This window comes from Sphingobacteriaceae bacterium (assembly GCA_016715905.1).
Lineage (GTDB): Bacteria > Bacteroidota > Bacteroidia > B-17B0 > Aurantibacillaceae > Aurantibacillus.
In genome coordinates this window covers 150,450-167,907 of the sequence record JADJXI010000017.1, presented here as the reverse complement: position 1 = coordinate 167,907, position 17,458 = coordinate 150,450, and the positions used below count along the sequence as shown (strand labels likewise).

Here is a 17,458-nt window from a genome sequence, read left to right as displayed (position 1 = left end):
ATTTTAACGCTATTTAGCAGTCTAAACACGTTCATGGCGTTAAACTGCGTTAATCCTAAAATCGGACTATAAAATAGCTTTTACCTTTGAGCCTAATGGAAAATGCAATGCAAAAAGTTTCAATTCCTAGTTGGATAAAGTGGTTAAAGTATTTGGGCGTATTCACAGTTATATTTGGCGCCCTGGATCCTATGGAAGGTTCTATTCTAATCACTATTGGAGCGGGTTTACTTTTTTTGCACGCTAAATTAATGCACGCCTCAAATTTTAAAATTTACTTCATCCTCTTTCTTAGTATTTTATTTGGTGTGGCCGCACTTTTTATTATTTCTTCTTTTGGAGGATTGGGTCCACAAAACTTAAATATGTGGTGGGGACTTTTAATTTTACCCTATCCATTAGGCTGGTTAACCTTAATTATTTATTTAGCCTTACAAGGCATTAAATCCATCAAAAAGTAAATTCCGGCCTAATATTTAAGGTAAATTATTTTCCAAATTCAAAATTTTAATTAATTTCATTCTGTATTTTATTACACTCGTTTATGTGCGAGAATGGAATTGAAATATCAAAAAACAAAAATAAAAAGCTTCTGAAATTAAAGAAGTACAGCTTTCTTTTTCTATTATTGTGCTTAAGCCAATTTATTTTTTCTCAAATTTATCCGGTACAAATCAGCACGCAATTGATTCCACCCTATAGTGGCTATTTACCAGATTATGCTAGTCCAGGCGCTGAAAAACTAAAACTGATTCTGCAATTCAATGATTTTTCACAAACTCAGTATAATATTAAATTGCAATTTGAAATAAAAGGGAATGGCTTTACTTTAAAAACAAAATCATTTTATAATCCGGCGCCCATTACTTTAATTCCGGGTCAACCCTTACTTTTCACTTCGGTAGATTTAGCCCCGTATTTAAATAGCAGCAATCTCGATTTTTTAGGCATCAATCAATCTCAATACGAGCAGCGCATGAGTTTACCCGAAGGTTATTATTCCATTTGTGTAAAAGCTTTTGATTATAATAATGCACAGCCCATTCAGGTAAGTAATGAGGCCTGTGCCCAAGCCTGGTTTACCTTAAGTGATCCTCCTTTTTTAAATTTCCCCCTTTGCAACAGCACTGTTAAACCATTAACGCCGCAGAATATTTTATTTCAATGGACACCCATGAACCTGGGCTCACCAAATAGTGGTTTAGGCACTTCTTATGAATTTTCTTTGTTTGAATTCCGGCCCGATACCAATGCCAATCCTAATCAGGTTGTACAAAGTACGCGTCCGATTTTTACCTACACCACCAACCAAACATTCTTTAATTATAGTTTGAGTGAGCCTAATTTAAATTTGTATCAAAAATACATTTGGCGGGTGCGGGCCATGGATAACAGCGGAAGAGATTATTTTAAAAACGAGGGTTACAGTCAGATTTGTACATTCAGATACGGAAGTGTGCAGAACGTTATAGGCGAAGTAATCAAACTGGAATTAAATGCGCATGCCTTAAGTCACCGTTCCGGACAATGTTACTGGAATAAACAAAGTGCATTCACCCAATATCTTTTACAGGTAAGAAAACAAGGAACCGAATATTGGTTTGATTATGAAAATGTAAATGGTATAGAACGTATTTTAAATTTAGAAGAAGGAACCGTGTACGAAGCCCGGGTACGCGGAGAAGGAAACGGAATACAGGGAGAATGGAGTAATACGGCCACTTTTAAAACCGAAGAAGCTCCGCAATACAGCTGCAACGATCCCCAACCGGAGTACAATACAGCTCCGCCAGAAGCTTTAGCGTCCAATAAAGCCATACCCGGATTAATTTTTCAGAGCGGACAGTTTGAAGTGAGTTGTATTAAAATTCAAAGTACAGGCAGTGAAGGTTGGTATAAGGGCGAAGGTTATGTAAAAGTATTCGGAAAACGAATTCGTGTAAAGTGGGATAATATTTATATTGATGTGGATGGAAGAATGCAGCAAGGCACCATTGATGCCTTAACCGATGGCATTGATCAATGGCTGGAAGATTGGGACTTGAAAGTGGCAGAGCAAAATGCACATTATACCAACGGGGAAATTGATACGGTATTTATTAAAGGCAATCAAATTTGTTATACCTTTCAAGGAAGTGCGGAAAATATATGCATTCCTTTTAATCCCAATTCCAACATCACGGTAGTGAGAGATGGTGAAGGAAATGAATACATCATACAAACTTCGCCCCCTCCGCCTAAAGTAAAAGGTCCATTCAATTATTTAACACTGAGTAATGATAGTTTAGCAGCGAGTGATAGTATGAAAGTAGAATTTTTAGCCGCGGATAATCAAAAATTTGGGATGGATATCAAACAATACGCTGCCTTTATTCAGAATTACGAAGTCATACCACTTAAAAACAAAAAGAAATATTTTGTAGCGAATAAGAGTATAGGTGTTTCTTCCAACGATGAGGTTATAGCTGTTTACACGCTCCCGGAAAATACGGGTGCGTTAACTTTTAAAACAAAAAGCGGAGAAGCCATAACGGTTAATACCGGTCCGTCGGCCAATACCTTGCGTTTGCAAAACATTCCGGCTGATGCCGAATGCATTTATGCCTGGTATAATAATAAAAAAATAGGGAAACTTAATATTCACGCATTGGAGCAGTATAATAAAAAAGTTGTGGTAGTTCCCGTAAATGGCACTGCGGTTCCGGAAAACTTACAGGCACAGTTGAATGCTGTTTACAAACAAAGCAATACCACTTGGTCGTTAAGTGTGGCGCCCAACTTCACTTTTGATTTAAAAGACGGGAAACTGGAATCGGCCGATGCAGGAATATTGAGTAAATACAGTGAAGAGATGAGAGCCTTAAGAACAGCTTACCGGGAAAAAGATACCGCTTACGATAAAGAAGCGCTTTATTTATTTATAGTGAATGAATTTACTAACGCCGAGCAATTGGGTTATATGGCCAGAGGCAAAGCCATGGGATTTATTAAAAGCGGGGCGGTCCTAAAAACTATTGCCCATGAATTAGGACATGGAGCCTTTGGCTTTGACCATACTTTTCCTACAGCAGAAAAAGCAAGCACCAATAATTTAATGGATTACGGAAATGGAATACAAATGGTATTTGAGCAATGGATGCAAACCAAAATTTCTCCCGAAAAATTCAATTGGTTTGATGAGGAGGAGGATGGGAGTTTTTGGGGCAATGAACGCGGTGCCGAAGATATTTTTAAATTGATCGCCAAAATTAAACTTCATTATAAAAAAGGAAGTCAATTTCAGCTTAACAATAATACTTTAACCGAAACAGCTAAGAATTGCTTTCTTGGAGGGAGCAGTTATGATTATATAAAGGTTCAAATTGTAAACTTATTAAACGAACAAGTTAAACCAAGAAATAAAATAATTGCGGATAAAGCCGTGATCGAAAAAGGTGGGCCAAGCGTTGACATCGTTAATGTAGATGATAAAATAAAAATTGCTGTGCCACCGTACAGGATTCAAATGTTGATCAACTATTTAAAAGATACAAGTATTTATAAGAATCTTTTGGTTTTTGTAAACGGATACCGACCAACTGTTAATTTCAACGATGGATTATTAATTCCAAACTTAACAGAATACGTAGACACAGAAAATAAATGTGAAATGGGAGATTGCCGGGGCTACTGGAAAGGGTTGGATGCAAGATTTATCAATAGAATTGGCACGAAAAATGTAGTTTACTTTGACGGACATCACAGTGTAAAAACTTCGAATCATGAATCTGTTAGTTCTTATTTAGCCGGAAATATATTGTCGGATAAAATAAGATTGTTAGTTAAATTAGACCCTATAAATGTTGCTAACAATTATAAATTCGATAAATCTTATTTACACACCAAAGAAAATATTTCAGGATTTAAGATTAGGGAGGCAAGTGGGGCAATTGCAGCGTCCAATTTAATTTCAAAAATAAACACAGGCGATATAATTTTTAATAAAGAAAAAGACACGGTTGATGTGGTTGCCCATAGTATGGGATATGCCTACTCAGTAGGTTTAATTAAAATGTTAAAAATTGCGGGATTTAAATTCGGAAGATATTATATATTAGCACCAGAAAACGCATGTAGCGGAGGAGTTGAATTAAATATGTTTACAGAAGTTTGGCAATACGGCAGTAATTTAGGTATGCAAAACGAGGACCCTCCATGGTTGCAGGATGGGGTGGCACCGCAATGTAACGTGCAGGGGATTGGATTAAATCTTCCCGGATTTTCTTCAAAAAGAATTGAAATACCAAGAGAAGTTGAAACCAAGAGTTATTTAGGTTCACATTCTATAGGGAATTATTATTGGATATTTAATATTAAAAATGTTGCTGGTACACAAGGAGCTGGTTATGTTAAAAAAAGAAATTAAACTTATAATATTATTTTTTCTGCTTTTAAGTTGTAATAATTTGCAACAAAAAGACAATACAGATTTATACTTTCAAGTGAGTATTAACTCAAGTAGTGATACAGTCTATAAGGAAGTTCAAAACAATATTAACGATTCAGTATTTCATTGGAGAATAAACAAATTAAGTGAGTATACTCAAGAAATTGGTGTGACAGATTTTATTGTTGATTCATTAATTTGTTTTAATAAAAGTGCCAATAAAATAATAGTAGCAACATTATGGCGAACTTATGTTAATCCAAGTCCTACAGCTGCTATTGGAAAATTGCTAGGAGAAAAAATAGGGGATAAATGGTATTTTTTTAGTTCGAGCTCTTCAATATTTATTCCCAATGAAATGAAAAAAAAAGATACTACCAGTTATTTTTCATATCAACAACTTCATGAAATTGCTTTAAAGGAAGTATATAGTGGATATTTAATTAACGGGCAAATCAATGAGAATTGGTTTAAGGCGCATTTTGAGGGGATAGCCTGGGGAGATTTTAAAAATCAAGGTCCGGAAAATGATTGGTATTTAAAGGGGAGAAGATTTAAAACCGAGAAAGAGTTTTGTGAAGCCATGCATTTAAGTAATGTAAAAAACAATTGGTTGAAAAGAGACACCACTAAACCCATCATTCCACTTCCTGAAAAAAGTTTACCATAATATTTTTGGTATAGATTCTTCGCCGCTTTCATTTTTCATGCAATGCGGCTCAGAATGACAAATCGGATTCTTATCCGGCCAAGCCTGTCACTTCGAGTAGCGAGGCACGAGCGTATCGAGAAGTGTTACCCATGTCCAGGTCTCGATACGAGCACACCGAATGCACAAGCTTTACTCGACCTGACTTGAAGTTTTTATTAATACTAAATTAGATTTAAAAGTGTGGAAAAAAATACTTTTTTATCTTTACCCTCGTGTGGCAATACGGCAGTAATTTAGGTATGCAAAACGAGGACCCTCCATGGTTGCAGGATGGGGTGGCACCGCAATGTAACGTGCCGGGGATTGGATTAAATCTTCCCGGATTTTCTTCAAAAAGAATTGAAATACCAAGAGAAGTTGAAACCAAGAGTTATTTAGGTTCACATTCTATAGGGAATTATTATTGGATATTTAAGAAAAAAAGCAACGAAGAAGGTTATGTTAAACCTCGTAATTAAATTTAAAATATTAATTCTGTTCATTTTATTATATTCTTGTAATGAACCTGAAAAACCAAATTATAAATTGATTTCAAAAAAAATAATTGGTGAAACAGAATTTAATATAATTTACCAAAATGCATCTGACAGTATTAATTCGTGGACTATAAATAAGTTGGGATATTATAAATTTTGTGGTGATTCAAAAAATTGTTTTTTAGACTCTTTAATTTGTTTTAACACATCAAAAACGAGATTTATTGGATGTGTATTAAAACAGCAGTTGTTAGAATATACCGAAGCCGACGACATTGATTTGTTTTATGGAGAGTTTATTAATTCTGAATGGTTTTTTTTTGATGGATATAATATTATTATTCCTCGTGACATGGTTAAAGGTCATCCTTGGAATAAACCTTTGTCTTATCAACAACTTCATGAAATTGCTTTAGAAAAAGTGTACAATGGATATTTAATAAACGGACAAATCAATGAGAATTGGTTTAAGGCGCATTTTGAGGGGATAGCCTGGGGAGATTTTAAAAATCAAGGTCCGGAAAATGATTGGTATTTAAAGGGGAGAAGATTTAAAACCGAGAAAGAGTTTTATGAAGCCATGCATTTAAGTAATGTAAAAAACAATTGGTTGAAAAGAGACACCACTAAACCCATCATTCCACTTCCTGAAAAAAGTTTACCATAATATTTTTGGTATAGATTCTTCGCCGCTTTCATTTTTCATGCAATGCGGCTCAGAATGACAAATCGGATTCTTATCCGGCCAAGCCTGTCACTTCGAGTAGCGAGGCACGAGCGTATCGAGAAGTGTTACCCATGTCCAGGTCTCGATACGAGCACACTGAATACACAAGCTCTACTCGACCTGACATTATAATTTTTTTATAAATCCCGCAAGAAATTTACTTTTTCTTTTCAGCAGCTTTAGCGTCGGCTTTAATCTGTGCTTCTTCTAATTGTTTTTTACACTTTGCTTCTGCATCATCTATAATCTTCTGTACTTTTTTATCGGCTTCCTGTTTTGCTTTTTCGGCTGCTTTTTTAGCGGCTACTTTGGCAATTGGATTAGAAGCTTGTTCAACTAATGCATCGGCTGCTGCATATCCATCTTGTTTGGTTTTTTCGGCATTGGCTGCAGCTTCGGCCTTTTGTTTTTCACATTCGGCTTTGGCATCTTCCAATATTTTCTTCGCTTCTTCCGCCGCTTTATCTATAGCATTATTGACTACTTGTGTAGTAACTGTTGCCACCGTGCTCTTTGCATCATCTTTTAATCCGGTAGAAACGGTTGGTTTAGTTACAGTACCTCCAAAATTAGCAGTAACATTTATTTTATCACCCACGGCTAAATTAGTTCCGGCTTGGGCATTGGCTTTTTTCAATAAATCATCCATAACTCCGGCAGCCGCTCCTCCCATCATACTTTTTGGTATTTGCATTTTCCATTTATAATCAATGGTTTGATCAAAACCGGTGCTACCGCTAATGTTAGTTGGGATATTATTAATTTTAGTATCAAAAGGTTTCATTATTAATCGTCCACCCTCTATTAAATAATTTAAATTCAAATTATCTACATTCATGCTTTTAAGTTGTTCCATTTTTAAAACTTCACTTAATTTCATGAATGGAGGAAAGCCGCCCACAACTACTTTATCGGTTTTTAAAGTTCCGTTTGCTTTTACGGCATTTAAGTCAGGCTCCATTTTACTGTTTAAAGAAGTGTTAAAGTTTTCAAGTGTTGCCGTAAACTTTCCTTTTGCATATTGAGCTGAAGGTGCCATGGTTTTTAAAACATCAAATGAATTGTAAGTTTTTTGGATGTCAAAATTTTCAATCTTTAAAGTTAAGCCGGTGGTTGGTTTAGTTGGATTTGAAGTTTCATAGAAGCCATTGATGGTTAATGCGCCATCCATCACGTTCATTCTTAAATTCGTCATGTCCACTTTTTTATTCTTCACCTCAATATTTCCAACCATATTTTCTAAAACCAAATTAGTGTATAACACTTTTTTCACGTTGGTATTCATCACAAAATCAATATTTCCCGGCACATGCATCACTTCGGCTTCGGTAGTTGCAGTTGCTACTGCAGTTTCGGTACTTGCCGCCGTAGTTGTTGTTTCTGATGAACCCATCATTTCATTTAAGTCCATTAAATTACTATTCACATTGAAGTGACCGGTAATTAAATCATCTTTAAAAATAAATTGCATAAAGTTTTCGATTTTACCATTAGCCATAATATCACTTTTTCCTAATTTGGCATCAAAGGCTGCCAGTTCAACATATTGTGTGCTGAAATTTAAAATCATGTTTTTCAACTGCACGGCATATGGTAAAGTAGTGCTACTGTAATCCATATTTGAAATTTCTAAACCTCCGCTGGCTTTAAATTTTTCATAGTCCTGTTTTTCAATAGCACTTAAATTACCGGCAATGCTGATGTCAGATTTAATGATACCGTTTAAATTATCTCCTTTTTCCAACGGAATAAATTCTTTAACCGAAGCTAAATCAATTTTACCTTGAATGTCGGCTCTTAAACCCGGATCAGAAATTGGGGTTTTAACATGGGCGGCTAAATCAATTGGATTGCCGGCCATTTCTACATGAAATTTACTTACATCAATTGTGGTGGCATCCAGCTGACCGTTAGGATTTAAAACTTTTATATCAATATTTACATTATTCACCGACTTAGGTAATGCCGGATATTTAAACATTCCGTTTTCAACCAACAAGTTTACACCAAAGGCCGGTAAAGAGGAAGCGTTGTAAACACCTTTTGCATTTCCATCTAAAGCCATTTTTCCGGAAGCTTGTAAGCCTGCAAAATCTTTGGTGAATACGGCAGGTATTAAAGAGAGTATAGATTTAAAGTCGGCCTTGTTGGCTTTAAATTTAAGATCCATAGTAATGTTAGTGTCGGGCATTTCAACATATCCATCTAAGCCTAATGTTAATTCATTCAAACTAAATTCATTTTCTTTAAATGCGAATTTCATTTTAGGCATATCCATATCTAAATCGGCTTTCACCCGCGTTTTAACTTCGGTTAAATAATTTACACCGCCCATAGCAAAAGTAGTTTTAGCTATTTCCAATAAATTGCTTAACACAAAATTATCTTGCGTGAAATCTCCATTTAAGCTGTAGTTTAAATCTTCCAATTTGCTGTACATGCCTCCTTGCTGATCATCATAAACTATATGTGCATTTTCAATTTTAAATTCTTTAAGTTTCAATGAAAATTTAGTTTCCTCGCTACTTGTTTCTTCCGGCGCTGCTGCACTTGAGTCGGCTTTTGCAATATCCCAGTTTGCTTTACCATTGCTCAATACTTTTCCTAAAATTCGTGCTTTATTAATTACAATGGAATTTATACTGTAAGGTCCGCCACTGATTACGCTTTTTAAATTTAAATCCAGGCGTAATTGATTAATGGATGCTAAAGTATCATTGGCAAAATCATCAACGCCTACGACACTTACCTTGTTTATTTCAAATCTGAAATCAGGGAAAGTTGAAATTAAACTCAAATCAAATTCGCCAAAATCAACTTTTGCGTTCAAAGCATTGTTTGCTTCATCTTTCACCAAGGCAATAATTTTATCCTTAAAAATAAAAGGAGCAATAATGATTAAAATTAAAAGAAGCAGAAATGTAATTCCCGACCATTTTAATATTCTCTTAAAAAGTGATTTTTTGGGCTTGTTCATATTCATAAGGCATTAGATTTGGAGCTTTAAAGATAGAAAGAAAATCAGAAAGGAGACAATTGATTTTCCCGAATCAATTCACGGCCGAAAATGCACAAAAAAACCCCCCGATAATTCGGGGGGTTCACCTTAATTAAACCTCATCTTTATCCAAGATAAGCCTTTAATAGCCTGCTGCGTGAACCGTGTTTTAAACGGCGTACCGCTTTTTCTTTAATTTGTCGAACACGCTCGCGCGTTAATTCAAATTTTTCTCCAATTTCTTCTAAGGAATGGGCATGTGAGCCGTTTAACCCAAAAAATAATTTCACCACATCCGCTTCTCTTTCTGTTAGTGTGGCCAATGAGCGCGAAATTTCCTGTTGTAAACTTTCATTCATTAAAAATTTTTCAGGACTTACAGCTTCATCATTCTCCATTAAATCATATAAACTGCCACCATCTTCATTAAGATTTAAAGGCGCATCCATACTCATGTGACGGTGATTATTACGCATGGTATCCTGAATATCCTTCGGTAACATATCTAAAGCTTCACTCACCTCATCATAGCTGGGTTCTCTTTCCAAATCCTGCTCCATTTTAGAGAGTGCTTTATTTATTTTATTAATGGCTCCAATTTTATTTAAAGGCAAACGTACAATACGGCTTTGCTCTGCTAAGGATTGTAAAATACTCTGACGAATCCACCATACAGCATAAGAAATAAATTTAAAACCACGGGTTTCATCAAAGCGTTGCGCTGCTTTTATTAATCCTAAATTTCCCTCGTTAATTAAGTCGGGCAAACTCATGCCCTGATTTTGATATTGCTTAGATACCGAAACCACAAAACGTAAATTGGCCTTTACCAATTTATCCAAAGCTTTTTGATCGCCTTGTTTAATACGCTGGGCCAAAACCACCTCTTCTTCAGCCGTTATGAGTTCCACGCGGCCAATATCTTGCAAGTACATATCAAGCGAAGCGGTTTCGCGATTGGTAATCTGTTTGGTTATTTTTAGTTGACGCATAGTGTTGCTTTTTTAATTTATACGTAATTATTAGATATTACGTTGGGTGTAAAGTTTAGTTACAGGCTAAATAAATATTAAATGCACCTTGTTAACAAGATAAAAGGGGTATTGACTGAGTGAAAAAGGGCTACTATTGTTAAAATATGACTTGAATTTTGTTAAAATTGGCTTAAAACCATTGGTTTTTAATTCCGAAATTGCTGCCATGTTGCGCAAGCTATATATCCGAAATTTTGCTTTAATTAACGAAATGGATGTTCATTTTCCGGGGCACTTAAGTGTGATAACCGGCGAAACCGGAGCAGGGAAATCTATTTTTATTGAAGCCTTATCGTTGGTGTTGGGTAAACGCGCCGATACCGCCAGCTTAAGCAACAAAAATAAAAAATGCATTATTGAAGCGGAATTTGATGCCGGAGACTTAGATTTAAAAGCATTTTTTGAAAGAGAAAAACTGGATGAAGAAAAAATTTTAATTCTCCGAAGAGAAATAAATCCGGAAGGAAAATCGCGAAGTTTTTTAAATGATACACCGGTAAATTTAAATGCCTTAAAATTTTTATCCGAAAAATTAATTGATGTGCACTCACAACATCAGAATTTATTACTGAATCAAAATAATTTTCAATTGGAATTATTGGATGTCTTTGCCGGGACATCGGCCGAATATAAAGCCTACCAAAACAAATTTACACAATTACAAAAAATAAAAAGTGATTTATTGGTATTAAACGAGCAAGAGAGTCAAGCAAAAAAAGAATTAGATTATTATCAGTTTTTATTTAATGAGTTAGAAGAAGCCGGATTAAGTGCCGGACAATTAAAAAAACTGGAAGAAGAAAGTGCAACATTAGAAAATGCCGAATTCATAAAAGGCAGTTTATTGAAAGTAGCCGCTGCGCTGAACGATGGAGATAAAAATTTGTTGAATGATTTGCAACAGGTAAAACAAACATTGCAGGCCTTATTAAAAATCTCCGCTAAATACAATGGGTATTATGAAAGAATAAATTCTGCTTATATAGATTTAAAAGAATTAAGTGCCGAGCTGGAAGATGAAGGAAATGAAATTGCCTTAAACGAAGAAAAATTAAATGGGATAAATGCAACAATAGATCAGATAAATCGTTTACTCAAAAAGCATAACGTTAAAACAGAAGAAGAATTGTTGCATACAAAACTGGAAATTGAAAGTAAATTGAGTTTATTTAGTTCAGTTGGAGTGCAAATAGAAAAATTAAACCACGAATTAATTACTTTGGAAAAAGAATGCGACGTCCAGGCTAAAAAACTGAGTAAACATAGAAATAAAGCCATTGCTCCTTTAGAAAAAGAAATTATAAAAATCTTGCATGAATTAGCCATGCCTAATGCGGTTTTTAAAATCGAACTGGGTGAGCAAAGCATTTTAAGTACCACCGGATATGATAAGGTGCGCTTTTTATTTTCAGCCAATAAAGGAGGCAGCCCGGCAGAATTAAATAAAGTGGCCAGTGGAGGTGAGTTATCGCGCTTAATGCTCAGTTTAAAATCTTTAATGGCTGATAAAAAAGAATTGCCAACCATTATTTTTGATGAAATTGATAGCGGCGTAAGTGGCGATGTTGCAGATAAAATTGGGAATATATTAAGCACGATGGGAAAAAACAGGCAGGTTATTACAATTACGCATTTACCTCAAATTGCCAGTAAGGGAAATCATCATTTGTTTGTTTTCAAAAAAGATTCTGACAAAGCCACTGAATCGTTTATGAAAGAATTAAATAAAACAGAACGAATAAATGAAATTGCCAAAATGCTCAGTACCGGCAACCCTACTCCATCTGCATTAAAAAATGCAAAAGAGCTACTTAATGTATAATAAATTAATTCTTTTCCGTACGGATACTGATTTTATGTTTGAATAATTTCAGGCATAAATACTATATTTACAACATCAAAAAAAAAGACAATGGCTTATAATTTATTAAAAGGAAAAAGAGGAATAATTACCGGCGCTTTAGATGAAAATTCTATTGCCTGGAAAGTAGCACTAAAAGCACATGAAGAGGGAGCAAGCATAGTATTAAGCAACGCACCTATTGCCATGCGTATGGGAGCCATCAATAAATTGGCTGAACAAACCAATTCAAAAATTATACCGGCCGATGCAACGGTTGTTGCCGATGTAGAAAAATTATATACCGAAGGTATGCAGACTTTAGGCGGAAAATTTGATTTTGTGCTTCATTCTATAGGAATGAGTGTGAATATTCGCAAGAATATTCCTTATACCGAATTAAATTATGAGTATTATCAAAAAGGAATTGATGTTTCTGCTTTATCCTTTCACAAAATGTTAGCAGCTGCTTATAAGCTGGATGCTTTGAATGAGCATGCATCCGTAGTGGCGCTAAGTTATATTGCCGCACAAAGAGCCTATCCCTTTTACACAGATATGGCAGATATAAAGGCCATGTTAGAAAGTATTGCGCGTACTTTTGGTTATCACTATGGTAAATCTAAAAAAGTAAGAGTAAATACCGTTTCTCAATCACCAACTCGTACCACTGCAGGTAGTGGAATTAAAGGTTTTGATGATTTTTATAATTTCGCAGATGCGCAATCGCCTTTAGGAAATGCTAGCGCGGATGATTGTGCAAATTATTGCATTACCTTATTTAGCGATTTAACCCGCATGGTAACTATGCAGAATTTGTTACATGATGGAGGTTATTCTACTACCGGCGTAAGTCAGGATCAACTGAATATGTTAGGTGCTAAATAATTCTTACTCATTTTAAAAAGGAAGCGGGAAAATTATTTTCCCGCTTTTTTTATTTTTTCATTAAGGTAGCCCAATCTATTTTGCGGGAGTAATACATGACAATACTTAAGATAACAAATAAGCCTAAGCTGCCCATTAACAAGGCATAGTCTTCTAACTGTATTAAAGTAAAAATAAATCCGTACAGTAAAGTTAAATTACCACCAATCATCATCGCTAATTTTTTATCCTTTAAAACCCCGGAAGTATACCAGGAAATTAAACCAATAGTCATAATACTTGCAATAACATAAGCATAGTTATAAGGGATGTGTTCAGAAATGGAAAGTAGTAAAACATAAAAAATACACAATGCAAAACCTACCAATAAATATTGAATAGCATGAAAATATTTGTTGTTCATTAACTCTAGAAAATAGAAAATTAAGAAAGTAAGCGTAATAAATAAGAGTGAATACTTCATGCTTCTGTCCGTTTTTGTGTAGTTATCGGTTGGAATTTTTAAATTAATTCCAAAAGCAGAGCCTTCTATATTATGTTGGTTACCTAACCATTGTTGTGGAAAATTTCTATTGAGGTGTAAAACTCTCCAGTAAGCATTAAATCCTTTTTCATCAACTTCTCTTTTATCGGGAAGAAATGCACCGTCGAAACTCGGACTTGTCCATGGGGAAGAAATATTTACTTCGGTAGTTTTACCGATTGGAGAAAAATAAACATATTCAGACCCTTTTAAATTTAAACTGAAAGAAAAAGTATTTTTTTGTTGTAAAGTGTCTCTGTTTATTTTTATTCGTGTATTAATTCCGCTATATAAAACATCTTTGGATTCTAATCCTGAATTAAAAGAGTATTGTTCATCATTCCATTTAAAATCAACAGCCTCTTCAATTCCCCTTAAATCACTGATGCCAATAGATACAAAAGCATCTTGCCATAAAATATTTTGTTCAGGAACATTTAAATCTTTGATATCAAAGTGATCAAAATCGCCTTTAAATTCTATTTTAGAATTATAAACGGCAACTTGAAAAATCCCACGATATCGCATTTCTGGCGCAAGGCTTCCGTTTATTTTTAAATTATTGGGTAAAACATGTGCATATCGTTTATAAGAATGTACTCCTAATGAATCGCGGTAATATTCCAGAAAAGGAATACTGATAATAGGTCCGCTTATGGTTTGCCGGTCAGCCCATTTACTGCTCACTTCGCGTACAGCTTCTTCCAATCTTCTTTGTCTTTCGTGCACCATTTCATTAATTAAAATAGTAGGAATTGCAAGAAGAAGGATTAATAAAAAGATAACGCCGCCTTTTAAGGCCATGGCGTATTTGGGTTTTTCGGGTTTAATTTCCATTAATTGGGTAATTAGTTAAAGGGGGATTGAATACAAAGTAAACGTAAAAGAACCGGAAAAAGTATGGATTTAAGGAAAATTAAGAAAATAGGTAAAGCTAAACTTATGAAATGAATTTTAAGTTCATTTTATAGCCTTTTCCTTTTTGTGAGCGAATGATATTACGTCCTAAGGTTTTTCTGATGTTGTAAATATGAACATCAATGATTCTTTTATCGGCCACGGATTCATCGTTCCAAATAAGTTGAGCCAATTCTTTTTTGCTGAAAATTTTATCGGGATGTTGATGCAGTAATTCAAAAAGTTTGAATTCTTTTTTAGGTAAGGTGAATGATTTATTTTTAACCAGGATTATAAATTTTTCTTCATCAACCTGAATATTGTGTTGTGTTTTTTTAGATTCTACTTTAAGGCGTGAAATTAAGTTTTTTAAAAAGGGTAAAAGTACAGCCGGTTTTTTATGAAAACTGATAAAGGAATCTATTTCCGAATTAAAGGCCAGTTCCTGAATAAAATCATCCTGTTTGTCGGAGTAAATAATAGTAAAGGGTTTATGACTACTTTTTAATTTTAGAATTTCGTTTGCAAAAGTTATTGCATCTAAGGGCTGAAGATCTAAATTTAATAAAATTATATCGGCATTATTTTCTTGCAGGTACTTCATCCCTTCTTCTTCCGAATTGAAATAAAAAATATTGGCAAAGGTCTGTTTTAAAACATCCAATGTTTTATAAATGTTTTGAATGGAATTATCAATAAAAACGATATTATTTTTATTCGGGATCATCTAAATCAAATATCCTGTTAGGAGTTTAAACTATCGGGAAGAGAAGGTTAACTTAACATTAAATTATTCTATGCTAATTAAGAGCCGTGTTTTCTTAAAGAGATATTAAGCAGATTAAATACGCTACGGCAGTCAGCAATACTTTTTTTATCGGGTTTAGTTGTAAATCCATTACGTAAATTTTTAAAGAGCTGTTCGTTATTCTCAATCCAACTCATAACTAATTTTAGATTTTTTCGATTGATATTGTTTTTCAGCTTACTTCCCGGATTGCATTCCTGGTAAAGAATTTGAACGATTTTTTTTGGTTTAACCTCAATGGATTTTTGCTCACAAAACGTGTTATACAACTGATGAAGAAGTTCAATATTGAGCTGGTAGTGCAGGATATAAGCTTCTATCAGAAAATTTTTATCAGCTGCTTGATCTATTTTATCAAGTTTAGCGTGAATGTGTTTTGGAGTCATAGTTGGGATATAATAAACCCGTTGTTAACTCAATAACAACGGGTAATAAAGAATAAGAATAATATTATTTAGAAATAATTAGTTTAACAACTTCGTTGCCATTAATGCTGCTCAAACGAACAAAATAAATGCCGGTTTGTAAACTTTCAGCATTGATATCAATGTTGTTGTAACCAAAATTAATGGATTGATTAACAGCCGGAGTTAAAACAATTTTTCCGGTAATGTCTAATACTTCAACATTTACATTTATTGTTTCGTTAGTGCTTGAGTTGATAAACAATTTAGCATTACCATTACTTGGATTAGGAGAAAGTGTAATAGTTGTAAATTGCTCTTTGGTGTACTTTGCTAAATTCACAAAACCACCTGTAAATACACCCGGTGCAGTAAATGTAGCACCAGCTGATGCGGTTGAAGCTGTATTTAAACGTAAATCAGGCTTAGTTCCAAGAGCTGGAAAAGCATTTACCCAATTAACCTGCGCTTTAGTTTGAGTAGAATCGTTATTTCTTGCAGAGAACCATGAATAAAACGAATAAGGAGCAGAGATTACATTGGTGTTGTTAGCGAAATCAACTAATAAATTGCTTTCAAAGCGAGCGGTATCTCCTGTAAAGTTATTTTCAGTTTCTGCTGCTTCAATTGATAAACCTTTTTCCCAACCGGTAATTAATGAATTGTAGCAAGATGTTGCCGTATTTCTACGTAAACGAAAAGCTTTTTCAAATTTCTCACCTACCGGTAAAACAACTGTTCCGCTTCCTTTTGCACCAATAATAGTTAAGTTCGAAAATTTAGGAGCAGTTAAAGGTTGTGCAAATGAACCGGTACCATCGTTATCAGATTCGAAACAGTTTGAGTCACCGGCAGCATCCGATAAATCCGGATCACGAACAGCAACTGCAAATTGAATACGACCTCTGTAACCAAAATCAGTATCAAAATCATCATCTAAGTTTCTGTAAGAAACTAAATATTTAGCATCTACTGTTCCACCAAACCATTCAAAAGCATCGTCACCATTAAATGAAACTTGTACATAACGAATAGTAGTAGCTTTACCAACTGATCCCATAGTTAAACCATTAATTTCTTTGTTTGGTTGTAAAGGAATACCTGAAAACTCAATTCGGCAATAAGTAAGTGTACCTGAGTTATCATTATCATCACTTCCGCCATGTTCAGTGTCAGTAGAAACGGTTAAACCTTCAATATTGGCAATTCCGCCGGGTTGGTTATTGATGGCCTTTCCTAAAATAATTACTCCACCCCAATCGCCTTCAGCTCTATTTCCTACTGCTTCATTTGAAGTAAATACAATCGGTGCTGTTTTAGTACCTGCAGCATTAATTTGCGCACCTTTTGTAATAATTAATGTTCCTTGTGAAGTTTTATCACCTCTGATAATTGTTCCGGGTTGTATTGTTAATACAGCATTGTTCTTAACAAAAACTTTATTTACTAATAAAACCACACCGCTCCAAGTTGTGTTTGAAGTTACATCGGCCGAAACTGTAGTTGTAGTTGCAGGATAAGCTGTGTTTTCAGGATCCCAGTTACACCATCCATCAGTCCAATCTGTAGCGGGCGTATTATCAGTAATAGGAAATGCTCCTTTGTACGTTGTGCCAGTCCAAAAAGCCTGAGCACTCATTAATGCGGTAGCACAAATTGCTATACCGGTTAAATAAATTTTTTTCATTTTTTTGTTTTTAAAATTATGGTACAAATTTACGTCGG

The 17,458-nt window shown here is 34.6% G+C and carries 13 protein-coding genes; 7 read left to right on the top strand and 6 right to left on the bottom strand.

The window, feature by feature from the left end; all coding sequences use genetic code 11:
* Positions 1 to 107 precede the first annotated feature (107 nt).
* From IPM51_13265 to IPM51_13245, 5 genes are all read left to right on the top strand, one after another.
* Complete coding sequence (locus IPM51_13265) at positions 108 to 461, top strand: hypothetical protein (GenBank protein ID MBK9285264.1); 354 nt, start codon at positions 108 to 110, stop codon at positions 459 to 461.
* A gap of 83 nt (positions 462 to 544) precedes the next feature.
* Positions 545 to 4,405: a hypothetical protein gene (locus IPM51_13260; GenBank protein MBK9285263.1), complete on the top strand. Its 3,861-nt coding sequence runs from the start codon at positions 545 to 547 to the stop codon at positions 4,403 to 4,405.
* Positions 4,386 to 5,096: a hypothetical protein gene (locus IPM51_13255; GenBank protein ID MBK9285262.1), complete on the top strand. Its 711-nt coding sequence runs from the start codon at positions 4,386 to 4,388 to the stop codon at positions 5,094 to 5,096. Before IPM51_13260 ends, IPM51_13255 begins: the two co-directional genes overlap by 20 nt.
* Before the next feature lie 281 nt (positions 5,097 to 5,377).
* Positions 5,378 to 5,596 (top strand): hypothetical protein, encoded by a 219-nt coding sequence (locus tag IPM51_13250; protein MBK9285261.1) that lies wholly within the window; start codon positions 5,378 to 5,380, stop codon positions 5,594 to 5,596.
* Positions 5,577 to 6,281, top strand: a complete 705-nt coding sequence (locus IPM51_13245) for a hypothetical protein (GenBank protein MBK9285260.1) — start codon at positions 5,577 to 5,579, stop codon at positions 6,279 to 6,281. Before IPM51_13250 ends, IPM51_13245 begins: the two co-directional genes overlap by 20 nt.
* Before the next feature lie 217 nt (positions 6,282 to 6,498).
* Here the strand turns inward: IPM51_13245 and IPM51_13240 are convergent, their stop codons facing one another.
* A complete protein-coding gene (locus IPM51_13240) occupies positions 6,499 to 9,318 on the bottom strand; it encodes a membrane assembly protein AsmA (protein ID MBK9285259.1) in 2,820 nt (939 codons plus the stop codon).
* 146 nt (positions 9,319 to 9,464) lie between these two features.
* Positions 9,465 to 10,331, bottom strand: coding sequence for an RNA polymerase sigma factor RpoD/SigA (locus tag IPM51_13235; GenBank protein ID MBK9285258.1), 867 nt, complete (start codon positions 10,329 to 10,331; stop codon positions 9,465 to 9,467).
* 151 nt (positions 10,332 to 10,482) lie between these two features.
* On the opposite strand from IPM51_13235, the gene recN reads away from it, so the two are divergent.
* A complete protein-coding gene (gene recN, locus IPM51_13230) occupies positions 10,483 to 12,195 on the top strand; it encodes a DNA repair protein RecN (GenBank protein MBK9285257.1) in 1,713 nt (570 codons plus the stop codon).
* A 90-nt stretch (positions 12,196 to 12,285) separates the two neighbouring features.
* Positions 12,286 to 13,101: an SDR family oxidoreductase gene (locus tag IPM51_13225; GenBank protein ID MBK9285256.1), complete on the top strand. Its 816-nt coding sequence runs from the start codon at positions 12,286 to 12,288 to the stop codon at positions 13,099 to 13,101.
* Positions 13,102 to 13,150: 49 nt separating this feature from the next.
* Here IPM51_13225 and creD read toward each other — a convergent pair whose 3' ends face one another.
* From creD to IPM51_13205, 4 genes are all read right to left on the bottom strand, one after another.
* Positions 13,151 to 14,428, bottom strand: a complete 1,278-nt coding sequence (gene creD, locus IPM51_13220; GenBank protein ID MBK9285255.1) for a cell envelope integrity protein CreD — start codon at positions 14,426 to 14,428, stop codon at positions 13,151 to 13,153.
* Between the two features lie 136 nt (positions 14,429 to 14,564).
* The gene (locus IPM51_13215) at positions 14,565 to 15,248 is read right to left on the bottom strand and encodes a response regulator transcription factor (protein ID MBK9285254.1); all 684 of its coding nucleotides are present in this window, start codon (positions 15,246 to 15,248) and stop codon (positions 14,565 to 14,567) included.
* Positions 15,249 to 15,325: 77 nt separating this feature from the next.
* Positions 15,326 to 15,715 (bottom strand): hypothetical protein, encoded by a 390-nt coding sequence (locus IPM51_13210; GenBank protein ID MBK9285253.1) that lies wholly within the window; start codon positions 15,713 to 15,715, stop codon positions 15,326 to 15,328.
* Between the two features lie 64 nt (positions 15,716 to 15,779).
* Entirely contained in the window at positions 15,780 to 17,420 is a 1,641-nt protein-coding gene (locus tag IPM51_13205) for a T9SS type A sorting domain-containing protein (GenBank protein ID MBK9285252.1), read from the bottom strand.
* Between the last annotated feature and the right edge of the window lie 38 nt (positions 17,421 to 17,458).